The 22,086-nt window shown below is 57.8% G+C and carries 14 protein-coding genes and 2 pseudogenes; 10 read left to right on the plus strand and 6 right to left on the minus strand.

The genetic code is table 11. The annotated features are described in order from the left end of the window. Positions 1-212: 212 nt before the first annotated feature. Positions 213-1,382, minus strand: coding sequence for a S1C family serine protease (locus tag PSC72_RS22400; protein ID WP_274323643.1), 1,170 nt, complete (start codon positions 1,380-1,382; stop codon positions 213-215). 332 nt (positions 1,383-1,714) lie between these two features. Here PSC72_RS22400 and PSC72_RS22405 point away from each other — a divergent pair, with 332 nt between their 5' ends. The 3 genes from PSC72_RS22405 (at position 1,715) to PSC72_RS22415 (ending at position 5,315) form a co-directional block, all read left to right on the plus strand. Further along, positions 1,715-2,854 (plus strand): tyrosine-type recombinase/integrase, encoded by a 1,140-nt coding sequence (locus PSC72_RS22405; protein ID WP_274323644.1) that lies wholly within the window; start codon positions 1,715-1,717, stop codon positions 2,852-2,854. Positions 2,855-2,948: 94 nt separating this feature from the next. Further along, positions 2,949-3,803: a hypothetical protein gene (locus PSC72_RS22410; protein WP_274323645.1), complete on the plus strand. Its 855-nt coding sequence runs from the start codon at positions 2,949-2,951 to the stop codon at positions 3,801-3,803. 294 nt (positions 3,804-4,097) lie between these two features. Next, a complete protein-coding gene (locus PSC72_RS22415) occupies positions 4,098-5,315 on the plus strand; it encodes a hypothetical protein (RefSeq protein ID WP_274323646.1) in 1,218 nt (405 codons plus the stop codon). Positions 5,316-5,320: 5 nt separating this feature from the next. Here PSC72_RS22415 and PSC72_RS22420 read toward each other — a convergent pair whose 3' ends face one another. Then, a complete protein-coding gene (locus tag PSC72_RS22420; RefSeq protein ID WP_274323647.1) occupies positions 5,321-5,800 on the minus strand; it encodes a hypothetical protein in 480 nt (159 codons plus the stop codon). Between the two features lie 766 nt (positions 5,801-6,566). On the opposite strand from PSC72_RS22420, the gene PSC72_RS22425 reads away from it, so the two are divergent. Further along, complete coding sequence (locus tag PSC72_RS22425; RefSeq protein ID WP_274323648.1) at positions 6,567-9,389, plus strand: hypothetical protein; 2,823 nt, start codon at positions 6,567-6,569, stop codon at positions 9,387-9,389. 985 nt (positions 9,390-10,374) lie between these two features. Here PSC72_RS22425 and PSC72_RS22430 read toward each other — a convergent pair. The 3 genes from PSC72_RS22430 to PSC72_RS22440 all read right to left on the minus strand — a co-directional run bounded on the left by PSC72_RS22430 (position 10,375) and on the right by PSC72_RS22440 (position 14,930). Next, positions 10,375-11,373: a transposase gene (locus PSC72_RS22430; RefSeq protein WP_274321708.1), complete on the minus strand. Its 999-nt coding sequence runs from the start codon at positions 11,371-11,373 to the stop codon at positions 10,375-10,377. Between the two features lie 134 nt (positions 11,374-11,507). Then, a complete protein-coding gene (locus PSC72_RS22435; protein ID WP_274323649.1) occupies positions 11,508-13,244 on the minus strand; it encodes a hypothetical protein in 1,737 nt (578 codons plus the stop codon). 276 nt (positions 13,245-13,520) lie between these two features. After that, positions 13,521-14,930, minus strand: coding sequence for an ATP-binding protein (locus PSC72_RS22440; RefSeq protein WP_274323650.1), 1,410 nt, complete (start codon positions 14,928-14,930; stop codon positions 13,521-13,523). 193 nt (positions 14,931-15,123) lie between these two features. Here PSC72_RS22440 and PSC72_RS22445 point away from each other — a divergent pair. Then, positions 15,124-15,487 (plus strand): annotated as a pseudogene (locus tag PSC72_RS22445) (transposase); the annotation flags it as partial. A 157-nt stretch (positions 15,488-15,644) separates the two neighbouring features. Here the strand turns inward: PSC72_RS22445 and PSC72_RS22450 are convergent. Beyond that, a complete protein-coding gene (locus tag PSC72_RS22450) occupies positions 15,645-16,643 on the minus strand; it encodes a transposase (protein WP_274323651.1) in 999 nt (332 codons plus the stop codon). An 86-nt stretch (positions 16,644-16,729) separates the two neighbouring features. On the opposite strand from PSC72_RS22450, the pseudogene PSC72_RS25655 reads away from it, so the two are divergent. The 5 genes and pseudogenes from PSC72_RS25655 to PSC72_RS25660 all read left to right on the plus strand — a co-directional run bounded on the left by PSC72_RS25655 (position 16,730) and on the right by PSC72_RS25660 (position 21,889). Beyond that, positions 16,730-17,423, plus strand: a pseudogene (locus tag PSC72_RS25655) (nucleotidyltransferase domain-containing protein). Between the two features lie 50 nt (positions 17,424-17,473). Then, a complete protein-coding gene (locus PSC72_RS22460; protein WP_274323652.1) occupies positions 17,474-18,187 on the plus strand; it encodes a DUF7437 domain-containing protein in 714 nt (237 codons plus the stop codon). A 9-nt stretch (positions 18,188-18,196) separates the two neighbouring features. Next, entirely contained in the window at positions 18,197-18,727 is a 531-nt protein-coding gene (locus tag PSC72_RS22465; protein ID WP_274323653.1) for a hypothetical protein, read from the plus strand. Positions 18,728-19,210: 483 nt separating this feature from the next. Continuing rightward, positions 19,211-21,037: a hypothetical protein gene (locus tag PSC72_RS22470; RefSeq protein ID WP_274323654.1), complete on the plus strand. Its 1,827-nt coding sequence runs from the start codon at positions 19,211-19,213 to the stop codon at positions 21,035-21,037. A 411-nt stretch (positions 21,038-21,448) separates the two neighbouring features. Beyond that, positions 21,449-21,889: a DUF555 domain-containing protein gene (locus PSC72_RS25660; protein ID WP_382261826.1), complete on the plus strand. Its 441-nt coding sequence runs from the start codon at positions 21,449-21,451 to the stop codon at positions 21,887-21,889. Positions 21,890-22,086: the final 197 nt, after the last annotated feature.

A 22,086-nucleotide genomic window follows, 5' to 3' on the forward strand; every position in this document is an offset into this window, starting at 1 on the left:
TCGGTTCCGTCGGCTTGGTCCGACGCTTCGGCGTCCTCTGTCTCGCCGCCTCCGTCCGTATCAATCGAGGAGTCGAGCCGGTCCGTCGACGAGCGTGATTCGTCCGCGTCGCTGTCCATACGCGGATCTACGGCCGCGTCGAAGATAGGTGTTCGCCGACGGGTTCGGGCGTGGCGGACCGCACCGCGAGGACCGCAGGTTCCCTGCGGCTTTCAGGTGCCCTGCGGCTCCGGCCGCTCGCCGATGGTTACGTCGATCTGCTGGACTTCACCGTCGCGGAGGACGGTCATGTTGACGGTCTCGCCGGGTTCCGTGTTGAGGACGAGGTAGGTACCCAGGTCCTCGCCGGTCTCGATCTGCGTGCCGTTGACCGACAGGATCACGTCGCCGCCGATCGGGATCTGTTGTCCGTTTCGCACCTCGGCGCCGGTGGCGCCCTGGAGCACGCCGCTGGCCGGTCCGCCTTCGACAGTGGAGACGACCATGATGCCGCCGGATCGGTTGATGTCGTTCGCTTCGGCGACCGCGGGCGTGACGGGCGTCGTCTGCACGCCGAGGTAGGGGTACTCGAACTCGCCTTCGGCGAGGAGCTCGGGGACGACGCGTTCGATCACCGACGCGGAGACCGCGAAGCCGATGTTCTCCGCGCGCTGGCTGGAGATCCCCGCGGTGTTGACGCCGACGACGGTGCCGTCACAGGCCACCAGCGGGCCGCCGGAGTTACCGGGGCTGATGGGTGCGTCCGTCTGGATGACGTTGGGGATAGAGAAGCCGCGGTCGGTCGGCAGCGACCGGTTCACCCCGCTGACGATGCCGTGGGTGATGGTCTCTTCGAGGCCGAGCGGGTTCCCGAGCGCGGCGACTTTCTCACCGTGGTCGGGGTCCGTGGCGGCGACTTCGAGCCCCTCCACGTAGTCGGGCGCGTCGTCGACGCTCACGACGGCCAGGTCGGCGTAGGTGCTCCGGCCGACGACTTCGCCGGTCCGGTACTCGCCGGCTTCGAACTGGATCTCCACGGTGTCCGCGCCGCTGACGACGTGCGCGTTGGTCACGATGTAAGTCTCACCGGTCGCGTTCGCGCCGTCCGTGGCGTTCGCGGTGTCGGTCGCGTTCGCCCCGCCGGTGGCGTTCGCGACCTGGTAGACGAAGCCCGACCCCTGGCCAGAGGCCGTCTGCACGGAGACGACCGAGCCGATGGACTGGTCGAACAGCGACTGGTAGTCACAGGAGCTCTGTTGCTGGGCGGCCTGTTGCTGGGCCGCCTGTGGCTGATCGCTCTGCGGTGCTATATCGCCGGCGGGCGCGCCGAGCGCCATCGCGCCACCGACGCTCGTCACGGTGAGTAGCGCGGTCAGTACTACCGCTATAGTTGTCCGTTGCATCGCCTCGGTGTTGCCGCCGTGGACGGAAGAGTCCGACAACAGTTTAGTTGGTTTTACGCGGTCAAACGTCCGTGGCGGAACTTTTCGGCGGTGGCTACCCGCAGTAACCTGACGGCGAGATTCGATAAGGCCGGCGTACCGCAGTAGGCGGCGGAGTCGGCGACGAGACCGTAGCCTATTCAAACGCCTCAACCGAACGAACCTGTGCGTGCGAGGGTAGCCAAGCCTGGAAACGGCGGCGGACTCAAGAGACTGGCAAAACGTCCACTCCGTTTCCGGTTTCGGACCCGCGCCGTATTGCGATTTTGGGACCCGTTACGGTGAACGAACGAATGAACGGGTCCAATCACAAAACCAGTACTCAGCCCGGAGAAATCGAGATTCCCTTCCGGGCAGTGGCACCGGAGACAGAAGACTGCTTGAACGACAAACAGCTATTCGACCATCGGACGAAGGCCGAGGAGTTCGCTCGCTGGATGCTGGTCTTTGGTAAGAACCCCGACCAGGTCGAGGGCTACGCCAAACACACAGCATCCCGAACGATGCACCGCATTGGATACTTCCACCGATGGGTCTGGGAGCAAGAAGACGAGTACGTTGCGTTCCCGACGCAGGACCACGCGGAGTCCTATCTCCAAGAACTCGCATACGACGACTACAGTGCCGGTCACAAGGCCAAATGCCAGCAGGCGTTGAAACGGTACTTCCGCTGGCGGGAGTGCGAATACGACCACGACGAGTGGGAGCCAGAGTACACGTTCTCGACGAACAACTCGAACCAGCCCCGCGACTTCCTCTCGATTCAGGAACGACGGCTGATTCGAGAGGCGGCTCTTGAGTACCGTGACATGCCGTACTACCAGAATTACTCATCGGAGGAGCGTGAGCGGATGAAGCCGTATATCGCCAAGCGATTGGACAAGCCAGTCGATACGCTGTCGCGGGACGACTGGAACGAGTTGAGTAGCTGGAAGTTCACCTCTCTGGTCTGGACCTCCCTGGACACGGGTCTCAGACCGATTGAGGTGACACGAGCATCCACGAACTGGGTGGACACCGAGAACGCGGTACTTCGCATCCCTGCCGACGAATCGTCGAAGAACCGGGATAATTGGGTTGTGAGCCTACGCGACGACACAGCGGAGGCCCTGGAGAACTGGCTCGAAGAACGGTCTTACATCCCGATGTACGACGATACGGATGCATTGTGGCTGACGCAGAAGGGAGGTCGATACAAGTCTCAGTCTCTCGGTCGTCTTCTTCGACGCCTCTGTGACCGCGTAGGAATAGAGCACGAGAACCGAAAGATGAGTTGGTACAGTATACGACACTCTGTCGGCACCTGGATGACCCGCGAGGAGGACCTCGCAGCAGCGCAGGCTCAGTTGCGGCATAAGACGCCAGAGACGACGATGAAATACGACGCAGCACCGCCCGACGACCGACGAGACGCTCTCGACAAGATGGGATGACCCGTAGGCGGTAAGAGTAGTTTCAGCCGCCTCAGAAGTCCCTATCACCCTCTCTACCCTATTATTAATCGGGTTTCCAGGCCCCTGAAGACTGATGAGTGGCGACCACAACCAATTCCGGTTCAGCGACGACGGCGGACTTAAAGAACCGGACGACGAAGAGGAGGAACAGACCAAGACCAACGACCTCGGCGAGGAGATGCCATACTGGCAAACAGCGGGCGGATTCAGACGTGATGTTATCGTCTCGGCCCTTCAATCTGCAATTCGCCGTTCCGACGAGGAGGTAGCTTCGTTCTGCGCCTTTGAATTAGTGCGTTCGGGACCCGGTTATGAGACTCAAATGTGGAACCGGCTTGCCCTGATTTGCGTCGAGGACCTCGTCGCAGGCAACGAGGCGATAGAACACGTCCTGCGATATGAAGACCTCGCCAAGAACAGATGGGAAGACAGCGAGTGGCAACGGCGGCTCTGTGCGATTGCCGCCACTCTCGTAGCCGCGAGGGCCAGGTCGAGTCGAGCCACGACCCACGCGAATGGGTACTTCTCGAACACGATGGAGGACAGGGCGCGGGCGAAGCAGGACGACGACCACGAGCCGCTGTACGAGCCACCGGTCACCGAAGACGACCTATCGAAAGGAGGACGGTACGACGTGGTGCTCGACAAGCATACCCGACCGGGCGCAGGCCACCACAATCGCGGGTGGGAGCATTTCAGAGTCCACGGTGCGAGGATTGGACCCGAGCCAGAGACCGACCACGGCGAAAAGTGGTGGCGGCGAGTGCTGGAATACGACCACCCCGACTACGCTTATCGGGAGCCGGAGCAAGCGTTCACCGACGAGGAAATAGACCATGCTGTGGAACCGACTCCAAAGGACGACCCGTGGCGGTGTGGCTTCGACGAAGACGCGGACCTCGACGAGTTCGACGCCCAAGGAGAGTGAGACAAAGCCACCAGCCAGCCCACCCCCGATATTAAGCCCTTCCAAGGCCGGTTTCACCCTCTCCACCCCCTCTCGGGCTCACTCACTACCCGGGCCTGTTTCAGCGGTCGGTACAGGGTTATGACGCGGCTGGGTCTGTCGTTGCTGGTAGCAGTCAAGGGTGTATTTCCACCGGAAACCCCCCATCATTTCGGATTGAGTTCCACACGCCATCTTGTGGTTTTACTTCAATAATTCCACTTTCACCACGCTGTTCCTAGATTTAATACAGACGAAGGCGTGCGTTAGACTACAGTGACGGACCTGAAAATCACCACCGTCAATGACTTCGACCAGAACGGTATCTTTCCTCTGCGGAATATCCGCGTGGAAGGGAAAAAGATAGAGACGCCGACAGCAGCCACGATTCCGGGTAAACTCCGCGAGCACGAAGAGTTCCATCCCGATAGTGGTGGCGTGAGTGAGTTGTATAGGACCGTGGGGGGAGACGACCTCGACGAAGCGATGCGCGACCCTGACGGGGCTCAGCTCAATGACGACCTCGAAAGCCAGTATTCGAGCGCACCCGACGACTCGCTGAAAATCACCTTCACGAAGTACACCGAAGCGAGTACCCTCGGTGTAGCCCACGCTCAGTACCTGGCGGACCTCCACGCCGCCTATTCGGACATACTCACCGTCCCTCTAATGCCGAAGCTGGTGAGAAACGTCGAAGACGGCCTCAACGACCCCTCCTATCGGTCGTTCAAAAAGAGCGTAGTGGCGTTCCTGAATCAGGTCGAAGAACGTCATCCCGACGCTCCAGTCATGGGTCTGATTCCACGCTTGGGGTGGGAGTTCATCGACGACCTGCTGGAGGTGTATGAGGCTCACGGCGTGACGACCTACGCCTTCGACTTCGACCGCTGTAAAGTGACCACCGGCACGCAGTTGTCGATGGTCGAGCCGCTGATGCAAAGCATAGCCAACCGAGGCATCGAAGAACACACGCTGTTCTACGCAATTAACCCCTCGCCCGGAACGAGACAGCAGGCAATTGGTGCCCGACCAGCTTCTGACATCGCCTCCCTTGGACTCGGCTTCGACATCATTGGCGGATGCCATGTGTCGCCCCGGATGCCCGAAGAGGCCTTCGAGGAGATGGAAGCAGAACAGGGCGAAGACGGCGAGCCCGAGTTCCGTCTGTTCGACAAGACCGACTGGGTCTACCGCGATATCCCGGTAAGTGACCTACCGGATGCGTTCCCCAAACGAACTGCCTTCGACGCGGAAGGTATCGCTGCTCGCGTTCGCCGTTCTCCCAACAACGCAAAGTACCGCTTGCAGAAGTTGGTCAACGGCGAGCAGAAAGCCTTGGCTGCCAAGGACCTCAGAGATACGTTGGCATCCGACCAAGCTTATCCGCAGGTCATCGAAAAGCTCGGCGTCACTGACCAGACGAAGTCGGCGTACGAACAAACACGAGAGAGTTTCGACGAAGAGCGGTTCCAATCGGGCGTCGGCGACTTCTGAGATAACTACCGGGTGTCCGGACCTGGACACCGTCCAACAGCCGCTTTGCGTTCGTGCTCTATCGTCTGCATCGGCTGGCCGCATTCCGGACAGAGGTCGTACTGTGGTTGGTCATCAGCGAACTGTGCGGTGACTTCTGCCAGTTTCTCCCATCCGTATCGTTCGCCGTCATCCAGATAGTGACCGGCCCAGAGTAGAAGCTGGGTGTCTGGTCCCGGCGCAGTCAGTAGATAGCTTTCATCGTCCGCGGCCAGAACCAGTTTGGGCCCAAAATATGGAGTTGTTCGCTTGATGACCGTGGTCTCTGACGGAACGTCGCCATCCTGTGTTAGGCGAGTCACCACATCGACAATCTGTACGTTGTCACCGCGTTCGGCCCTAAGCATCACCATTTTCGAATCGTACTCGGTTGCTGGTGGACCGGGTTCTGCCTCCCGCTCAACCAACGGCTGGTGTGCTGCCTTGTTTGTGGATGTCCCCTGCATGAGTGGGTCTAAATTCGATGGAGGGTTAAAATAGTGGTCAACGTCAATTGTAGGGGACTATCTACAAGGCCATAGTTACAGACCAACTTCGTCGCTGATAGCAGGGTCCGCCTATCTTTTCTCAATTTTCCTTCCGTTTCGCCGCCAGCTTGGCTTCCGAGAATAAGTGTTGGTAATACTCCGGCAGAGCAACTGACAACCGCCTTTCACCTGAGCCTGTCATAACTCAGACAACGGAAGCTGTCGAGAAAGTAAATAGTTACACTAATATCTGACATGGGTCTTTAAATACCGATGAGCGTCCCCGGATGCGGGTGGGATTATTTAAGTAATTTCAGGTATGTCGATATCCGGGTGAATCCGGCAAACACACCATTTGGGACACCGCCGTGGGCTCACATTTCCTGGCTGGTTGGTCATCAGTGGCCACCTCCAGGGGTGAAAACTGGTATTAAGGGACTATCCCGACAATTAATACAGAAAACCGATGGACATCACGACTGTTAGCTTAGATAAATCGACGCGGGATGGCCTCCGCGCAATTAAAGAGGAGCAGGGGTTTGAACACTACGACGCCACTGTTTCATGGCTCATGGAGGAGGTGGAGTGCAGTAACTAACGGTGGGTGAGGAGTGCCGAGCAAAAGGGGCCTGCTCGGCGATGGAAGCCGTCGGATGGGCCGGGCCTTCCGTGTACTCATTGCGCGCGGGTTCGCATGGCTCTTTCGCTCCGATGGTAGCCCACCGCAGACGCCCTTGTAGGATACATGACCGAGAACCTACCACCATCGAACGACCGCACGCGAACGTACCCGGTAGTGTCGGATTTAACGCTCGCTGTTACACCGGATGCTGATACCGGCGAAGTGACGCTCCGAATCTTCCGTAACGACGAGGAGCTATACACGGAATCCACGAAAGTGACCACTTTGTACAGCGGCAACTGGTGGTCGGAGGGCAATCCTGAGCGAATCACCAAACGGGTCGCCGAAGCTGCATCCGATGTAGACGTATCTACGCTACGAACCGGAATCCGTGGGACGTTCTTCGAAGTGGGTGTAGACCGACTCGCTACCAAGGAAATCCCCTGGACTGGCGGCCCTCGTTCCCAGGCAGACGGGGAGTTCCCGATTAAGGAGTGCGTTCCTCCAGAGCGCGAAGCGGAGTCGATTGATGTAGAGCAACGACGAAATGAGATACAGAACAAACGGTACGACGAGTGGCAAAACGGTGACCGGTTAGAAGCGTGGGTAGACGACCCAGGGATAGGAAAAACGACGACCGCTGCAAGGGCCGCGTCTGAGCATAACCACCCTCACGTCTTCTATCTCCCGTCACACGAAAACGCGCATGAGTTCACAAACGACTCTGCCAAGCCCGATGGGTACCACCATCTCAAGGGACCCTCCCAACCCCGTGAAGACTGTTGTATGGACGCTAAGATGAATGACGAGCCATGTGACACTCACGGCGACCCCGAGGACTGGCCCCGAATGTGCCCAGCTTTCCAGCGCGACGAGAATGACCCCATACGCCAACATTATGAGGCGACTGCGGCTGAAATCGGTCCACGAAAAGCTCATCGAGAGCTTGCCCTGCATAGCGAACACGAGCACGAGTGGCACGGAGAGCGATGCGCCTGGGAGGAACAATTCGACGACTTAGAAGACGAAGAGCGTATCGTCACCGTTCAGAACTACCTGGCGGTCCCCTCTGTTCAGTCGGCTGGGTTTGCCATCGTAGACGACATCCAGAATCTGCTGGAAGATGACGAAAAGATGGTCGCCCGTGAATTGGAGTACATTGTTCGGACGCTCGACACCCTCGCTGATGAGAGTTCAATGCAAGCGCAGTATCAAGCGTTAAGCCATTTTGCAGCTGATGTTGTTGGGCAACTCTACGAACCGGACCCAGACTCGCTGAGTGACCTCAAACCCCCAGATATCGAGGTACCGAATCGTCTCCAAGACCGCATCGATGATGAACAGGATGCCCTCGCTGAGACGTTAGCATGGCTACAGCACGGGTACGACGAGAAGGTTCGCAGCGACATCTCACGCGGTGAGTGGGACGGTACACCGCTGGGGATGAACATACTCTTTGGGGCCTGTGCAGAAGCAGGACTGACCGGAGAATCTGCCAGACGTGCGATTGCTACATCTCCTGGCATAGACGCCTGTCCGAGCTGTAATCGGGTTGAACAGTTTGGGAAGCAGGAGGGTAAACATCAGTGTGACTGGTGTGGATGGCACGAAGATGAAGATACGCTAACGAGTTCTCAATCAGAGATAGCTCGGGCAACCGCATGGCTTGATGTTCCCTCGCCAGAACGCGATGACGACCCAGCTCTCAAGTACAGAGAGATTCCGCGAGTGAGTGACCTCCCTACCCCGAGTCAAACGCTAATTCTAGACGCAACCCCCTCGCCAGAGCTCTACGCGTATCTGTTCGGGATAGACCCGGACGAGGTGAAATTGGCTGGTGACACACCAGCAAAATTAAACGCTCATATCACCCAGGTTACCGACGGTCAGTACCATCGGAGTACGATTGTGCGTGATGATGAAGCAGGTGAGCGACTACGCGACCGGTTCCAACGCATCATCAAATACCGCTGCGACTACCACGACCGAGTGCTGGTGGTCGGCCACAAGAAGAACGAGGGGTACTTCGACATTCCAGAAAACGCCGAGTGGATGCACTTCTACGCGGGTCGAGGGCTCAACCGCCAGGAGAGTGATGCAGTGGTCGTTCTTGGAGCACCCCATGCCAACATAGATGACCTCAAGCGGACGGCTGGGCTGCTCGCTGTCGGTCGAGAAGATGTGCGAGTCGGGGGCGTCGAACAGACATCGCGCCGTGATGAAGATGGTAACCCTGTCAGCTTACCTCCAGTCTACAGAAAACTCTACTACGACGATGGAACAGGCGTCGGGAGGGCTATCCCGACGAAAAGCTACACCGGCTTGGTCGGGACGCTCTTCCGCGATACCCGCGAGTCGGAACTCGTTCAACTCGCCCATCGAGTGCGTCCCGTCACGGCGACTAAGACGAAACATCTCGACCTGCTAACGAACGTTCCGACACCGCTTCCCATCGACACGCTGGCGACTCTGACCGAACTGAGCGACCCAGCTATCGCACAAACCGACCTAACGAATAGAGCCCTCCGCTTCATGCGGTACGTCCTCGGCGTCATTCACCGGGGCGGCCCCGATGGATTTGACCCAGATGCGGTATTTGAATCGCGCGACGAGGAACAGGTCATTGGCACGGTCAGCGCGTTTCACGAGTTGTCACAAAGTGACCGTTGTGACTTCGACGTGACGGGGGACACTATTCGAAATTGGCTGAACGAGTTAGCGGAGTACGGCCTCGTTGAGAAGGGCGAGTACAAGCAACGCGAGGGGCGGCTCTACACAGCTACTGGTTCTACTTTGGAAAAGGCGTTATTACTATTATCTAATAATTGGGTTTCAAAAGTAGACGCTGTCCGTCGATTAACCGAAAAAATGGATGAGGCAGACGGCTCATTGCAATGGCTGGAGTGGGCCGACGAAGTGTTCGAGTTACCGGAAGCATCTCTGTAAGAGCGGAACTCTCTTGGCTGACGTTGTGGAGAGATTGACGCCACCGTTTCACCTGACCACCTGCTATCAGCAACGACCGCCCGGTAGGTCGGCAGCGAGTTTGACGATGCTGATAGCAGGTAGCGACGGGGAGAAATATTCCAGCGACTCTATCACTACTCCGCTTATAGCCCAGTGTATGAGGGCCGTTCGGAACGACGAGTCGGGACTGTGGCACCTAATAGAGGTGCGAGGATGCGGTGCCGAACCCGAGAGTGAAACCATCGAAGGGAACTAAGCCGAGATGTAGGCCGACCGGTGAATCAACACGTTGTGGTACAAGTCTTCTCTCTCTGGGACCTGCTTCCTCCATGCGACTCTGGATTGCAACGACTCCCTGACGCCACACTATTAGACAGAGGACACCTTTGAATCATTTCTCCCCAGTGCTCATCCGGAACCGAGCGAGGACGCTGTCCGGCTTCGTAGACCGTGTATGCCTCGGTTTCTGACATCATCTCCAACCAGTCTACTGCGGTCCGTTCGGTCAGCGCACCTCTCCCCCGCCACAGTGCAGCGCCACTCAACCAGAATTTTGTCTCTCCTTCGGCTGCTTCAATACCGTCGCGCCAGTCACCATCAAGAAAGACGTATGAGTCGAATTTCAATGCGCCTGCTTTTGTCTGCTCAACTGGCATTATGGACCGTACTACTCTCGGAGCGTTCGATTTGGCGTCCTTGGGGAATACGATATCGAACAGTACATCCCCTGCCTCGGCGCGTTCTCGGATTGGCTGATGGCAGGCGGAACAGTCTCCGCGTTCCCACCCGGGGTCGCATGGATGTTCTTCCATGTCGCGCATCCGCCAGCGTAGATTAGCGCCCCCGTATGTCTTATCCCGGGCGTAAACCGCAGCCCAGTATTCAGTCATTCGTGGCCACCCCCGAGTGCCTTTTCAAGTTCCTCAATACCACCAGCTTCCTCGAGGGTGTCATAGAATCCATCTCATACCGTGATGACGGTGCTTCCCGGATTGTCACCTCGTTCGTAGTTGGTGACGGCGACGACGAGTCGAACGCAGAGCGCAAGGAACACCTGCGCTCGGGCGTGGACGCGGCCTCGGGCGCGTAGCGTCCCGAGGCCGCAGTCCTTGACCGCATCGTTCGTTCGCTCGACCTGACTCCGGCGGTTGTACGTCTCGTCTAGGATCGACTGTTTGAGCTGAATCTCGTCACTGTGTTTCTCGATGCGGTCTTCGACTCTGTACTTGATATTGAGCGGATCGTCGGTGTTTCGCGGGTTGTACGGGGCGATTGGCACGACTCCTGCGGTCAGCAGGAGGTCGTGCCAGTCGAGCGTGTCGTAGGCGCTGTCACCGAGCATCCAGATCGGCTGGGCGACGGCGAGCGCGTCACGGGTGACGCGCATCGCCGTCTCTTCTGCGGCTTGTTTGCTCTCGGTGAACTCGGCTGCAATCGGGATCTTTGCGCCGGTTGAGACGATCGTACAGCCGTAGCCGTAATAGTACTCCTCAGCGGTTGGGTCGTAGTTCTTCGACGCATCTGGGTCGGATGGCATCGCTCGCACGTCCGTCGAATCGATTCGGTAGGTCATGTCGAGCAGGCCGCGGGCGGCGGCCTGCTCGACGAGGTGGTCGAAGACTTCGTCGACGACGTGTTCGAGGTCGGTGAGGAAGCGATCGACCGCGTCTCTTGAGGGCGGTCGATCGAAGCCACAGCTGAGCCAGACGACCGTGTTCTGGAGTTCTCGTGTGACCGGGCGAATGCCGTAGATGTCCTTGTAGTAGCAGTGGAGGAACGCTCGGAAGAGTTCTGGTGGGTGGTGGTCTCGTGTTCGCCCCCGGCGAGCGGGGGCGAACACGTCGAACTCGCTGAAAAAGTCGAACTCAAGATGCTCGAACAACGCGAGCGTCTCGGTAGCCACGACATTGAAGAACTCGTCGATAGAACCCTCTTCTTGCAGGGTGCTGGCGCTCGTAGACACAGTTCCAACACCCTGCGTCCTCGTGTGTGAGGCTTTCTATGACACCCTCCCACACAATTTGTTGTTCTCAGTCGTGAGATAACGCCAATACATGGATTCCACCCCTCGTATCTGTTATCGACTATCGGACAGCATCAGCTGTCCTCACGCCACCGGTTTCCGCATTCGGTACAAGACAAGAACCTGGTCGGAGGTTCGTCGATGGAGCGTAACTGAACGAGTCGATAGTGAGCCCGGTGGTGAGAACATCTTGGACAGATTGTACTCGTCGACGGCAGGCTGAGATCTGAATCGGATGTAGCACTGGGGTCGGTTATCGAGCTCGATCCAGCGATGCCGATGAGTGTATCGTCTGCATCGACACAACTCTCCTCCGCAGGCGATTCTGCCAGCGCTGTTCCGAAGCGGTCCTCGTCACGAATGAGTGCCCAGAGTCGGCGTTTTCCATTGGGAATCGGAATTTGGACCGCCGGCTTCTCCTCGTTGCTTGAATCGAGGGAAGTGTTGGAGACTGTCTCCTCGATTGCTTCGTTGATCGTCGACTGATCGGCCTCGTTGTCGACGACGACCGAGACAACGGTATCCTGGTTTCGCCACCATTCCGGGAGCGGGACAGCGCCGTCCTCCTCGTATATCTCGGTGGATTTCAGCCAGTGATTCGCTTCGAAATTCTCACTCTGAGATCCGTCAAGACGATCAACAGGCGCGTGAACTGGCCGGGAGACTTTCTCCACACCTGGTGTTCCAGGGGCAGGGATCGCGCACGGTTTGTGGACTTGATTGGGCTCTTCAGTGTCTTCAGCAGCGGATGACGTGCCCGTCTCTTCCTGAAAGACTCTCGCGATGTCTCCACGCGGTGCAGGGCCATCTCCACGATCGACGACCGTGATTCGGGTTTCCGAATCCGCTGCTAACGTTGCCTGGCCGTTGTATTTTCCGACTTTTCCACCGACGATACGAACGCGATCACCTTCGTGGAGGATGACGCTCTGATTTGACCGTGTCCAGACGGTGAATTTGATCGTTCCTGTATCGTCGGTAATGAGTCCCACCTGCTGTTGATTGCTGGATTTCGGGTACCAGAGCCTCGTCACCTCTCCCTGGATGTCTGCTTCGACGTTGTACTTCGAGGGGATGACCGGGACTGTCGAGATCCGCTGGATGACCCCTGTTTCCTGGTAGAACTGTTCCTGGACGTTCGAGAGTGCTGCATGGACGGTCTGACCGCGTGCGACCTTCCGGCCGATAGCGTTCTCGATAACCTCGACACCGGGACCCGAAACGAAGTGATCGGCGAGACGGACGGCTGCATCGCGAACACGCTCGGCTGTTTCGGCGTCGACACCCTCAAGCGGATCGTGATGGGTGATCCCCCGCGGGCCGACTAATCTGTCGTCGTGTTCGTGGCGCTGCTCGCGACGGTCGCCAACGACGTCCTCGCGAGTGCGAGACTCCCGGTCAACGCCGACGACAGATGCGGCCAACGCCTTCTCTCGCTGGCGCTTGCGCTCGTTGCGGAGCCCGTGGAGCCGTTCCTGGGATTCGAGCGGGAGTCCAGTGAGATCCTCATCACTCAGGTCGATCGGATCGACATCTCGTGCTTGAGTGGTTCGGAGACTTGCGTTCACCCAGTATGAGTCGATCTCCTGCCCGCGGGTGCCCTCGACTTCGAGGCCGAACTCGTCGTATTCCGGTTCTGTACGCGCAGCAATCATTAGCTCGCCGGCGTTGTCGAGGCGGGTACCGAGACAGTCGCTCTCGAGGTGCGGGCTTTCGTAGAGCCCGCGAAGCGTGAGTTCGTCGAACCGGCGACCCTGTTCGATGTCGGTATTCTTGAGTCGGTGCTGTCCGTTCTGGTAGTAGGAAGCCATCGGTGTCAACTCCACGTGGGAGCTACGGCGAGTGGGCAGCCTGCTTCCCCACTTCCGAACTCCCTCACCCCCTTCGGGGACAAATACAAGCGATTGGTATCGAACGGACTTCGGATTCCGTCATGCTCTCCTGGCGTGGCCCTATATGAATATCATCACCTCTGCTTCTTCGGTGAACACGGACTTGCCGGCGACGCTACAACATCTCTCATAGTCAGGCATCGCGACAGATCTGGTCGAGGTCGTTCTCAGCTCGAAGCGACGGAGGGCCACCGCTCAATCCGAGAGGGCTCGAACTACGTCGTTGACGCTAAACAGCCGGATGTCATCGCGCTCCTCGGCGGATTCCTTGAGGCTTCGATTGAATCCGCTCCGACTGAACAGCGCATAACGGTACTTTGGTTCCCCACCGCTATCTGGCACCCAATCTACGAGTGGCGCCTCGTTCTCGAGTTGGTTGAGGACATCGTATCCAACCGGCTGCTGACGAAATTTCGCTTCACCGACCACGAGTGTGTCTTCATCTGTTGGGGCCACGATATCGATCTCTTGGCCGTTCCCATTCCACCAGTTGCTCGGCTCCTCCACGAAGCGGTACTGATCACCGTATTCGTACAGAATGGCCTCCTGACATAATCGTTCGAAGGTACCACTAACGAAGTCAGGAAGTTCTGGCTCGACGAGGTCCGCGTACGCATCGTTGCCATACACTTCGTACCGAGCTGTCCGCCCGTACACGAACCGGAACCAGAATCTGAACAACGGGTCACTCGTCCGGTATCGCCCTTTTCGACTTCGGTCCGGGTCAACAGTAGCCGGATAGTGCTGCTCGATGATCCGGAGGTCACGAAGTCGACTGAGGTAGTAGCCGACACTCCCACTGGTGATACCTGCCCCTTGTGCGATCTCGTTGGGTGTCCGATTCCCCTCGGCCATCGACTTCAATACCGCAAAGTAACGGTCGACCTCGTCGACCTCGCGATGGAGCACATTCTCTGGTTCTTCGTGGAGACTCCCGTCCCGCCGGAGTAACGTCCGAGTGACGTTCTCGTCGAGAGATTCGTCGTCGCGAACCGCTCTAAGATATTCGGGAGTCCCACCGAAGACCCCATAGGTCATCACCTGCTCGGCGGGGGTATACGCCGGAAAGAATGACAAAGCCGCCTCGAATGGGAGTGGTCCCACATCAAGTCGTCCGTTCGGATCTTTCGCCACCCGCCCATAGAGCGGGCCCGAGCCGTCGAGTGTGTACTCATACATCATTCCGATCGCCGACCCTGTAAGGACGAAGGTCGTCGCTGTCTCCGATGCCGTGTGATCCCAGACCCGCTGGAGAATTGACGGCAGTTCGTCCGTTTGTTCGACGAGGTATGGGAACTCGTCAATGACTACGACTGCATCTTCCTCCGCGAGATACCCGAAGAGTGACTCCCAGTCCTCGCGAATCCGTGTGATGCCTGGGTACACCGCTGCGGCATCACTCACGAATGACTCGATCTGTTGTTCGGCACTCCCTCGGGTCGCCTGGTAGTACACTGCGTCTTCCCGGCCTTTGATCGACTCGAGGACGAGCGTGGTCTTGCCCATTCGTCGACGTCCGTACACAACTGCGAGCGTTGCGTCGTCTGTCTCGTAGAGTGCTTGCAACCGTTCGAGTTCCCGTTCCCTGTCGACGAATCGAGCCATATCTCACTTACCATCGGAGCACTCAAAAGTAGTTCGGCCTATCTTAGTCGAGACTAAGGTAGTTGGGGCTAACCAATCTCAAAGCACCCAAACCAGAGCACACGATTTCGCCATTGCCAAAGGTCGAAGGGAAAGAGACAGAGAAAGGTGGTACGTTAGAGTCGAGAAGGCCAGAAACTCTAATGTTCATGGACTACAGAACCGCGTTGAAAACAAAGCGCGGGAGGCCGGTATCCCGGTCGAGTACGTCCGACCGGAGTACACCAGCCAGACGTGCCACGAGTGCGGCTACATCGGGAACAGAGCCGCTCAAGCCACATTCCGGTGTACTAACGATGAGTGCCACAGCACGGAGTTTCAGGGAGACATAAACGGCGCAATCAACGTTGCACACCGGGCTGACCCGTGGGGAGAGAGCGTGCCGCTGAAACCGGCAGCAATGACTCGCCTCGGGATGGGAGTGCTGTGACAGCACCACAACCCACTGTGAGACGAGCGAGAAACACTCGCAAATGACTCTCTCGGCGTTCCACGGGTCGGAACCCTCTGCCAGCAACAGCGGCACTTCGCTGGTATTCCCCATGCGTGGGAAGCCGCGCCGTTCACGGCGCGGAGGATGTCACCCAGACAATGGCTGTCCTGGTGGGACGGACCTCCTCGGCCATATAAGACGAGGTAGCATATACGTATAAAGAGGGTGTCATAGAATCCATCTCATACCGTGATGACGGTGCTTCCCGGATTGTCACCTCGTTCGTAGTTGGTGACGGCGACGACGAGTCGAACGCAGAGCGCAAGGAACACCTGCGCTCGGGCGTGGACGCGGCCTCGGGCGCGTAGCGTCCCGAGGCCGCAGTCCTTGACCGCATCGTTCGTTCGCTCGACCTGACTCCGGCGGTTGTACGTCTCGTCTAGGATCGACTGTTTGAGCTGAATCTCGTCACTGTGTTTCTCGATGCGGTCTTCGACTCTGTACTTGATATTGAGCGGATCGTCGGTGTTTCGCGGGTTGTACGGGGCGATTGGCACGACTCCTGCGGTCAGCAGGAGGTCGTGCCAGTCGAGCGTGTCGTAGGCGCTGTCACCGAGCATCCAGATCGGCTGGGCGACGGCGAGCGCGTCACGGGTGACGCGCATCGCCGTCTCTTCTGCGGCTTGTTTGCTCTCGGTGAACTCGGCTGCAATCGGGATCTTTGCGCCGGTTGAGACGATCGTACAGCCGTAGCCGTAATAGTACTCCTCAGCGGTTGGGTCGTAGTTCTTCGACGCATCTGGGTCGGATGGCATCGCTCGCACGTCCGTCGAATCGATTCGGTAGGTCATGTCGAGCAGGCCGCGGGCGGCGGCCTGCTCGACGAGGTGGTCGAAGACTTCGTCGACGACGTGTTCGAGGTCGGTGAGGAAGCGATCGACCGCGTCTCTTGAGGGCGGTCGATCGAAGCCACAGCTGAGCCAGACGACCGTGTTCTGGAGTTCTCGTGTGACCGGGCGAATGCCGTAGATGTCCTTGTAGTAGCAGTGGAGGAACGCTCGGAAGAGTTCTGGTGGGTGGTGGTCTCGTGTTCGCCCCCCGCGAGCGGGGGCGAACACGTCGAACTCGCTGAAAAAGTCGAACTCAAGATGCTCGAACAACGCGAGCGTCTCGGTAGCCACGACATTGAAGAACTCGTCGATAGAACCCTCTTCTTGCAGGGTGCTGGCGCTCGTAGACACAGTTCCAACACCCTGCGTCCTCGTGTGTGAGGCTTTCTATGACACCCTCATAAAGTTTAAGTAGAATGGGGTGGCTCTAGTTATGCATGCAAAGGAGCGCGAATACCAACTTGGGGTCGGGACCGCGAATATCACTCGACGTACCGGCGAAGGACGCAGATTTGTACAGGAGTCAGGCGGTCCACGACCTCCTCTATTTTTTTAAGTCGGTATCACACCGACGAGTTCTCGATTACGGAACTCACTGACGCCGTCGAGTATTCTCAGCCCAGTATTTCGAAAGCCCTCGACATCCTCGTCGCGAACGACCTCGTAATCGAAAAGCGCGAGGGGAACACGCGGAACGTCCGTATCAACAGTGGGCGGCTCTCCCGACCGGACGACCCGGTTCTCGAAGTCCCGCAAGCCGAGTTCCAGCCTCCTGTCCGAGCTGCTGTCGAAGCACTCTGCGAGGACCTCGATGGCGTCCTCGGCGTCGTTCTGTTCGGGAGCGTGGCGCGAGGTGAGGCTGACAGACGCAGTGACATCGACCTGTGGGTACTCGTGGAAGAAGACCGGATGACGAACCAGTGAACTGCGAACCGTATTCGGCAAGACCTCAAAGAGCGGGAGTTCGACACTGGTCGGTATGCGTACGAGATCGACGTCGAGACGCTGCCAGCCGTCCCGAACCACGTTGACGAACTCCGAGAGATTCTGGGCGACGGTATAGTCCTCTCCGACTCGGAGAAATTTGAGACCGTCCAACAGATGGTCTTCCAGGGTGATCTCGATGGGTGACTCGAGAGGGCACCGGAATTCTAAAGTTCATGAACTTCGAACAAGTGGGTATGACCACGCCTTGGGACCGGAACGATCTACGCACCGACGGGGGAAGCGGGGCGGTAGACCCTCCACCGGTCGATGCATTGAACGAGGGTTCGCTCGACCCAGCAACACTCGCGCGAAACGCCCCACGATTAGAGACGGTCGTCGAACTCCTCAATCAGCCATCGCTGGCTCGCGTCTATACCTATATCTGTTACTGGGGGCCGGTCGGCCCACCATCGGTCATGGACCGGCTCGACCTCTCGAGGTCGACGACGTACGAGTACATCGACCGATTAGTCAATCTCGGTCTCGTCGATCGGGATGAGTCAGTGCGACCACAACAGTTGACTGCAGACCCTGTTATCGTCGTGGAACAGCACGTCCCGATTGTTATCACGCCGACAGTCCTCCACGCGCTTGCACTGCAGGAGGTCGATGAGGACATCGCCGTGTTCGTTGATCGTCACGGTGTCGGAAAACTCGTCGCTGCACTTCGAGGCGCTGGGCTCCACGCTGCCGGGAAGACTACCTATCGAATGGTCGCTAGCGACATCGACGTACGGGAGTCCGAGGCGATGATGATCGTCAACTCGCTCGAACCAGCCCTCGTGGTGGGTCGCGAACACGATCCGTACTTCGGACACCTCTTCCCGGATGTGGGCGACGAGATGGAACTTCCTGATAGTACCGCACTCGACGGTGCGCCCGAACGAGAGCAACGGACAGACGAGTGAGTAGCGTCGATGGTAGATGAGTCTCCTCTCGTCGGTGAGAACGAAGTTATCGTAGATGCGAACGTCTTTTTCGCGATCGGTCGACCGTCGAACCAGAAGTACGACCGATTCCGTCAGGAAGTCGAACGGGCAAATACGGTTCTGAAACTCCCACGACGGGTCGTCGGCGAACTCGGAGGATCAGAAACGGAACCGGTCCAAACAGCCCTTGACGAAGGATGGGCCGAGATCGTTGACGCACCCGATGTGGAAGATGGCGATGCACTCGCTGCAAGCGACACCGCTCGACGCACCATCGCGAACGAAACTGACCGTCCAGAACACGAAGTAGAGAAAGCTGATGCAGTTCTCGCGGGTCTCGCGATCCAGTATCTTCGGGATCGCTCGATTGGGAGTATCGTGATCTTGACCGACGATGGGCCGGCGAGAAAGGGAATTAGGAATGCGGCTGAGAACCAGGGGTACGCGGATGCAGTGTCGGTATACGGCGTTCGTGATCTAATTGGTGACGACCCTGATGACTCGATGACGTTAATCTAGATCTTCGTAAACCGACCCTCCAGAACGCGTTATTGCCGTAGAAGCGGACGTTATCAGAACGTAGGCCACTACCCCACGTTCCTGTCCGAAGCAGTCCCGAGGGTTCGACCCAGTGGGCCTGCTCCGCATCCTCATTTACAGTAAGTCTACTCTCCCAAAAATGCCTTTCTCAAACGCTCCTGTGTAAATTTTTCCGATACAGTTATCTCTGCCAAAGGTGTACACAGAGGTGGATCTTGAACGATCCAGCATTACACAATGGAAAGGCAAACCTCGCCTTTCCCTCCTACGCGCCGTGAACGGGCAGTTTGAGATTTTGTCACCATGGCGAAGTTTGGTGGCTGTCACCTCAACTGTAAATGGGTAGATTATGTGTGTATATTCCGGTAAACCGCGTGTCTACACGGTACTAAGCACGATACAGTTATACTGATCACACGTGTCTTAGACGTCGGAAAGCAATCGGTTTGCTTCCATTGTGTAATGCCTAGCGACGACGACAGTGGCCGCTCTACGGAGTGCGACCACAACACGATCAGTAGTACCGACAACGACGATGCAACCCAGTCCCGTCTCACCCGCACGGCCAATTGGGTGTCCGATACGATTCGTGGCGTCGCCGGACCGTCCGTCGACGATTCCACCGTCAGCGACGACGATCTCCCACGATCGCCCTACGTCCGCCGCTACCTGGGTCTCGATTCCCCAGACAGCGTCGACGACGACACCCCTCCAGAGTGGTTCGCGGACAGGCTGGAGACTGGAACGAATCCCGAGGAATGCTACGGGTGGTTCGACGGGCAACCGATGGAACCGTCCCGGAGCGACGAACGGAGAGTTAGCGTGAATCAGACTGGTATGCCGGCGGATTCCCTCTCGGAACCCGACCAGGTTCAGTCTGCGAGCGACTACATCATCGAGAGTGCAGCGAAGCTCACCGACTCGACTGGCGATCAGTTAGTCGGCGTTGCTTCCAGTGCGGACGATTCCATCTCCGACGGACGACTGGAATCCCGTATTCAGCACTATTCTCCGCTCGTGCCACTCGAGACACTGGATAGCCGCACGCGCCGTCTACGCGAGATGAAGCTCATCCCGGACGATGAACAGATTCTGTGCGAAGCTGAGGGACTGGAAACCCGCGACCTCGAGGTGACGTTTCCCGATGGGACCAGCGTCCCTCTGAGTCACGTAGTTTCAGACCCTGGCGCGTACTCTCGCTCTTCGATTCCTGGAATCGAGAACCGCCTTGCGCTCGAAGCCGAGATCAAGAAGGTTTCCGAGAGTATCAACGGCCCCGGCTACACCACTGGCGCAGCAGCAGTCATAGATCGGCACATGGACTCTCTCGCAGTGTTCCGCATGGCTCACGAGACATCACTTCCTGAACGGCGGGAAGCGAAGCTCGAGGAGACCAAGCAGAAGACGATGCAGCGAGTTCGTGACCGAGCTGAACCGCTTCGGACGCTACACGAGTGGTTCCCCGACAAAGTTGATCCCGTCTGTAAGCTAGCGCGGCGAATCCTCTCAGACGAGTTTCCCCACGCTCACGAGATCAACAAGAGTCGTGTAACGATCGCTGCGCAGCTCGCCGAGTGTGTGCTCGACGGACAGTCCCTCGATAGCGCACTCTTCACGGTAGCTGACCAGGAGAAACACGACCCGACGAACGTCCTCAAAATCGGGAACATCACGTACACGAATACGGAAACGACGAACGGATACGTCACCACTCAAGGTCGAGTGAAACGCGTGTATTATCCGGATAATCCGAAGATCAAATTCGGATTCATACTGGAGGATGATTCCGGCTGGGCGTACGTCGCGATCTGGAACCCCAGCGAGAGAGAAATCACTCGCTCGACGTCGGATCCAAACGACGTCGACGGTGAGGTCGTAGTCTCGAGAAAGTGCTTCATGGAACCCAATGAAGGCGATCTGGTTCGTCTGACTGACTTCCGGAAGACCGCTTTCCAGGACCGACCATCGCTGAACTCACGCTGGGAGAGCGAGATTCACATCCTCGAATCTGCTGAATCGTCGACGGAGACCAATCCCCGTCCTGCAACGCCACAGCGTGTTGGACGGTCGAGCAGCACTGCGAAGGATGGGGCGCCCATTCCACGTAGTCCGGCTGCGAATTACTCAGGAGAAATTTCGACCCGCTGGCCTGCCCCGTCTCAAATGGAGCAGATCATCGCGACCGAACTCTCCGACGTCGCCGATCAAAACGAGATTCGAGAGGCCACGGAATCGAGCCATCAGAACCAAGCCCGCGACAGCGAGCCTTTGGAGATGATTCGCACGTGACCGTGGTCGCATCAGCAGCGTTGACGGTACTGCCTGTACTGTCACCCCCGAACAATATCGAACCCTAACAACCCCCGAGTTCACCGCGAACTCAGAATCCTATTTTTCCGTTTCTACCCCACCAGCGAAGCGCCACTCCGTATAGTGGCCCTGGACTTGCAACAGTTGCATGGATTCCAATGCTGGAACAACAATATCGCTCTTCGACGTACAGTGGATACAGGGCTGAAGAGGAGAGTCAATCTCTCGTCCGTCCCGGATGGTAGGACCTCGAAACGCGGCTCGAAGAACCCTATTCCAGCCTCTGTGGATTCACCGTTCCCTCCAATCACATGAAAACGAACCCCAATACGACGATCTGGCACTGTGGACAGACGCTACTGGTACGACGAGCCGGAGGTGTAGACTGAAGTGAACCCTGATGCAGCGAGCTCGAAGGACTGGTATCAGGTCCGACTGACGGTTCCGTGGGTCGTACCAGGAGCACCGGGCGTTCAGGACGCGATCAACATCAGCGTCGCCGAGGTCGGAAAACGAGCATCCGCCTCGAACGTCCGCTCGTGCGATATCGAAGTTCAGGATCTTGCCTGTCCGGGATGCGGATACGAAATGGAAGCCGCACTCTGTACGACGGGTTACGGGATGGTCGTCCTGGACGTCACTGTCGAGGTGACGGCTCGATCACTCGAGGATAGTCGAACGGTAGCAAAGCGGGAGCTGGGCTCGCGGATGAAAGACATCCCGCTGACCGTAATCGAGGCCGCCCCATTGGAGACTGGAGACACTCAGGCCCCGGGACGAGCAGACCTTGGTGCGCCATCTACACAGCACCGAGAATCGAATCGGATGTGAACGAGGTGAGTGCATCTCACTGTCGAGATCCGGCAGGAACTCTTCGTTGATATCGGGCTCGTCTCCGAAAACTCAAGCAGTGTTGAGGAACATTTATACTCTTCTGCGAGGCGAATACCCCGACCCACCGTGGTCGGGGATGAAGCCGGCAACTCGTGATACAAACCATTAAGTCAACACATTCCTAATCAAGAGAC

The organism is Halosimplex aquaticum, from assembly GCF_028747785.1.
In the GTDB taxonomy this organism is placed as follows: Archaea; Halobacteriota; Halobacteria; order Halobacteriales; family Haloarculaceae; genus Halosimplex; species Halosimplex aquaticum.

Excerpts from the sequence above, each read along its gene's own strand:
- PSC72_RS22460 (WP_274323652.1), top strand. The coding sequence starts at position 17,474 with ATGACCACGCCTTGGGACCGGAACGATCTACGCACCGACGGGGGAAGC.
- PSC72_RS22425 (WP_274323648.1), top strand. The coding sequence starts at position 6,567 with ATGACCGAGAACCTACCACCATCGAACGACCGCACGCGAACGTACCCG.
- PSC72_RS22465 (WP_274323653.1), top strand. The coding sequence starts at position 18,197 with ATGGTAGATGAGTCTCCTCTCGTCGGTGAGAACGAAGTTATCGTAGAT.
- PSC72_RS22400 (WP_274323643.1), bottom strand. The coding sequence starts at position 1,382 with ATGCAACGGACAACTATAGCGGTAGTACTGACCGCGCTACTCACCGTG.
- PSC72_RS22405 (WP_274323644.1), top strand. The coding sequence starts at position 1,715 with ATGAACGGGTCCAATCACAAAACCAGTACTCAGCCCGGAGAAATCGAG.
- PSC72_RS22470 (WP_274323654.1), top strand. The coding sequence starts at position 19,211 with ATGCCTAGCGACGACGACAGTGGCCGCTCTACGGAGTGCGACCACAAC.
- PSC72_RS22410 (WP_274323645.1), top strand. The coding sequence starts at position 2,949 with ATGAGTGGCGACCACAACCAATTCCGGTTCAGCGACGACGGCGGACTT.
- PSC72_RS22440 (WP_274323650.1), bottom strand. The coding sequence starts at position 14,930 with ATGGCTCGATTCGTCGACAGGGAACGGGAACTCGAACGGTTGCAAGCA.
- PSC72_RS22420 (WP_274323647.1), bottom strand. The coding sequence starts at position 5,800 with ATGCAGGGGACATCCACAAACAAGGCAGCACACCAGCCGTTGGTTGAG.
- PSC72_RS22435 (WP_274323649.1), bottom strand. The coding sequence starts at position 13,244 with ATGGCTTCCTACTACCAGAACGGACAGCACCGACTCAAGAATACCGAC.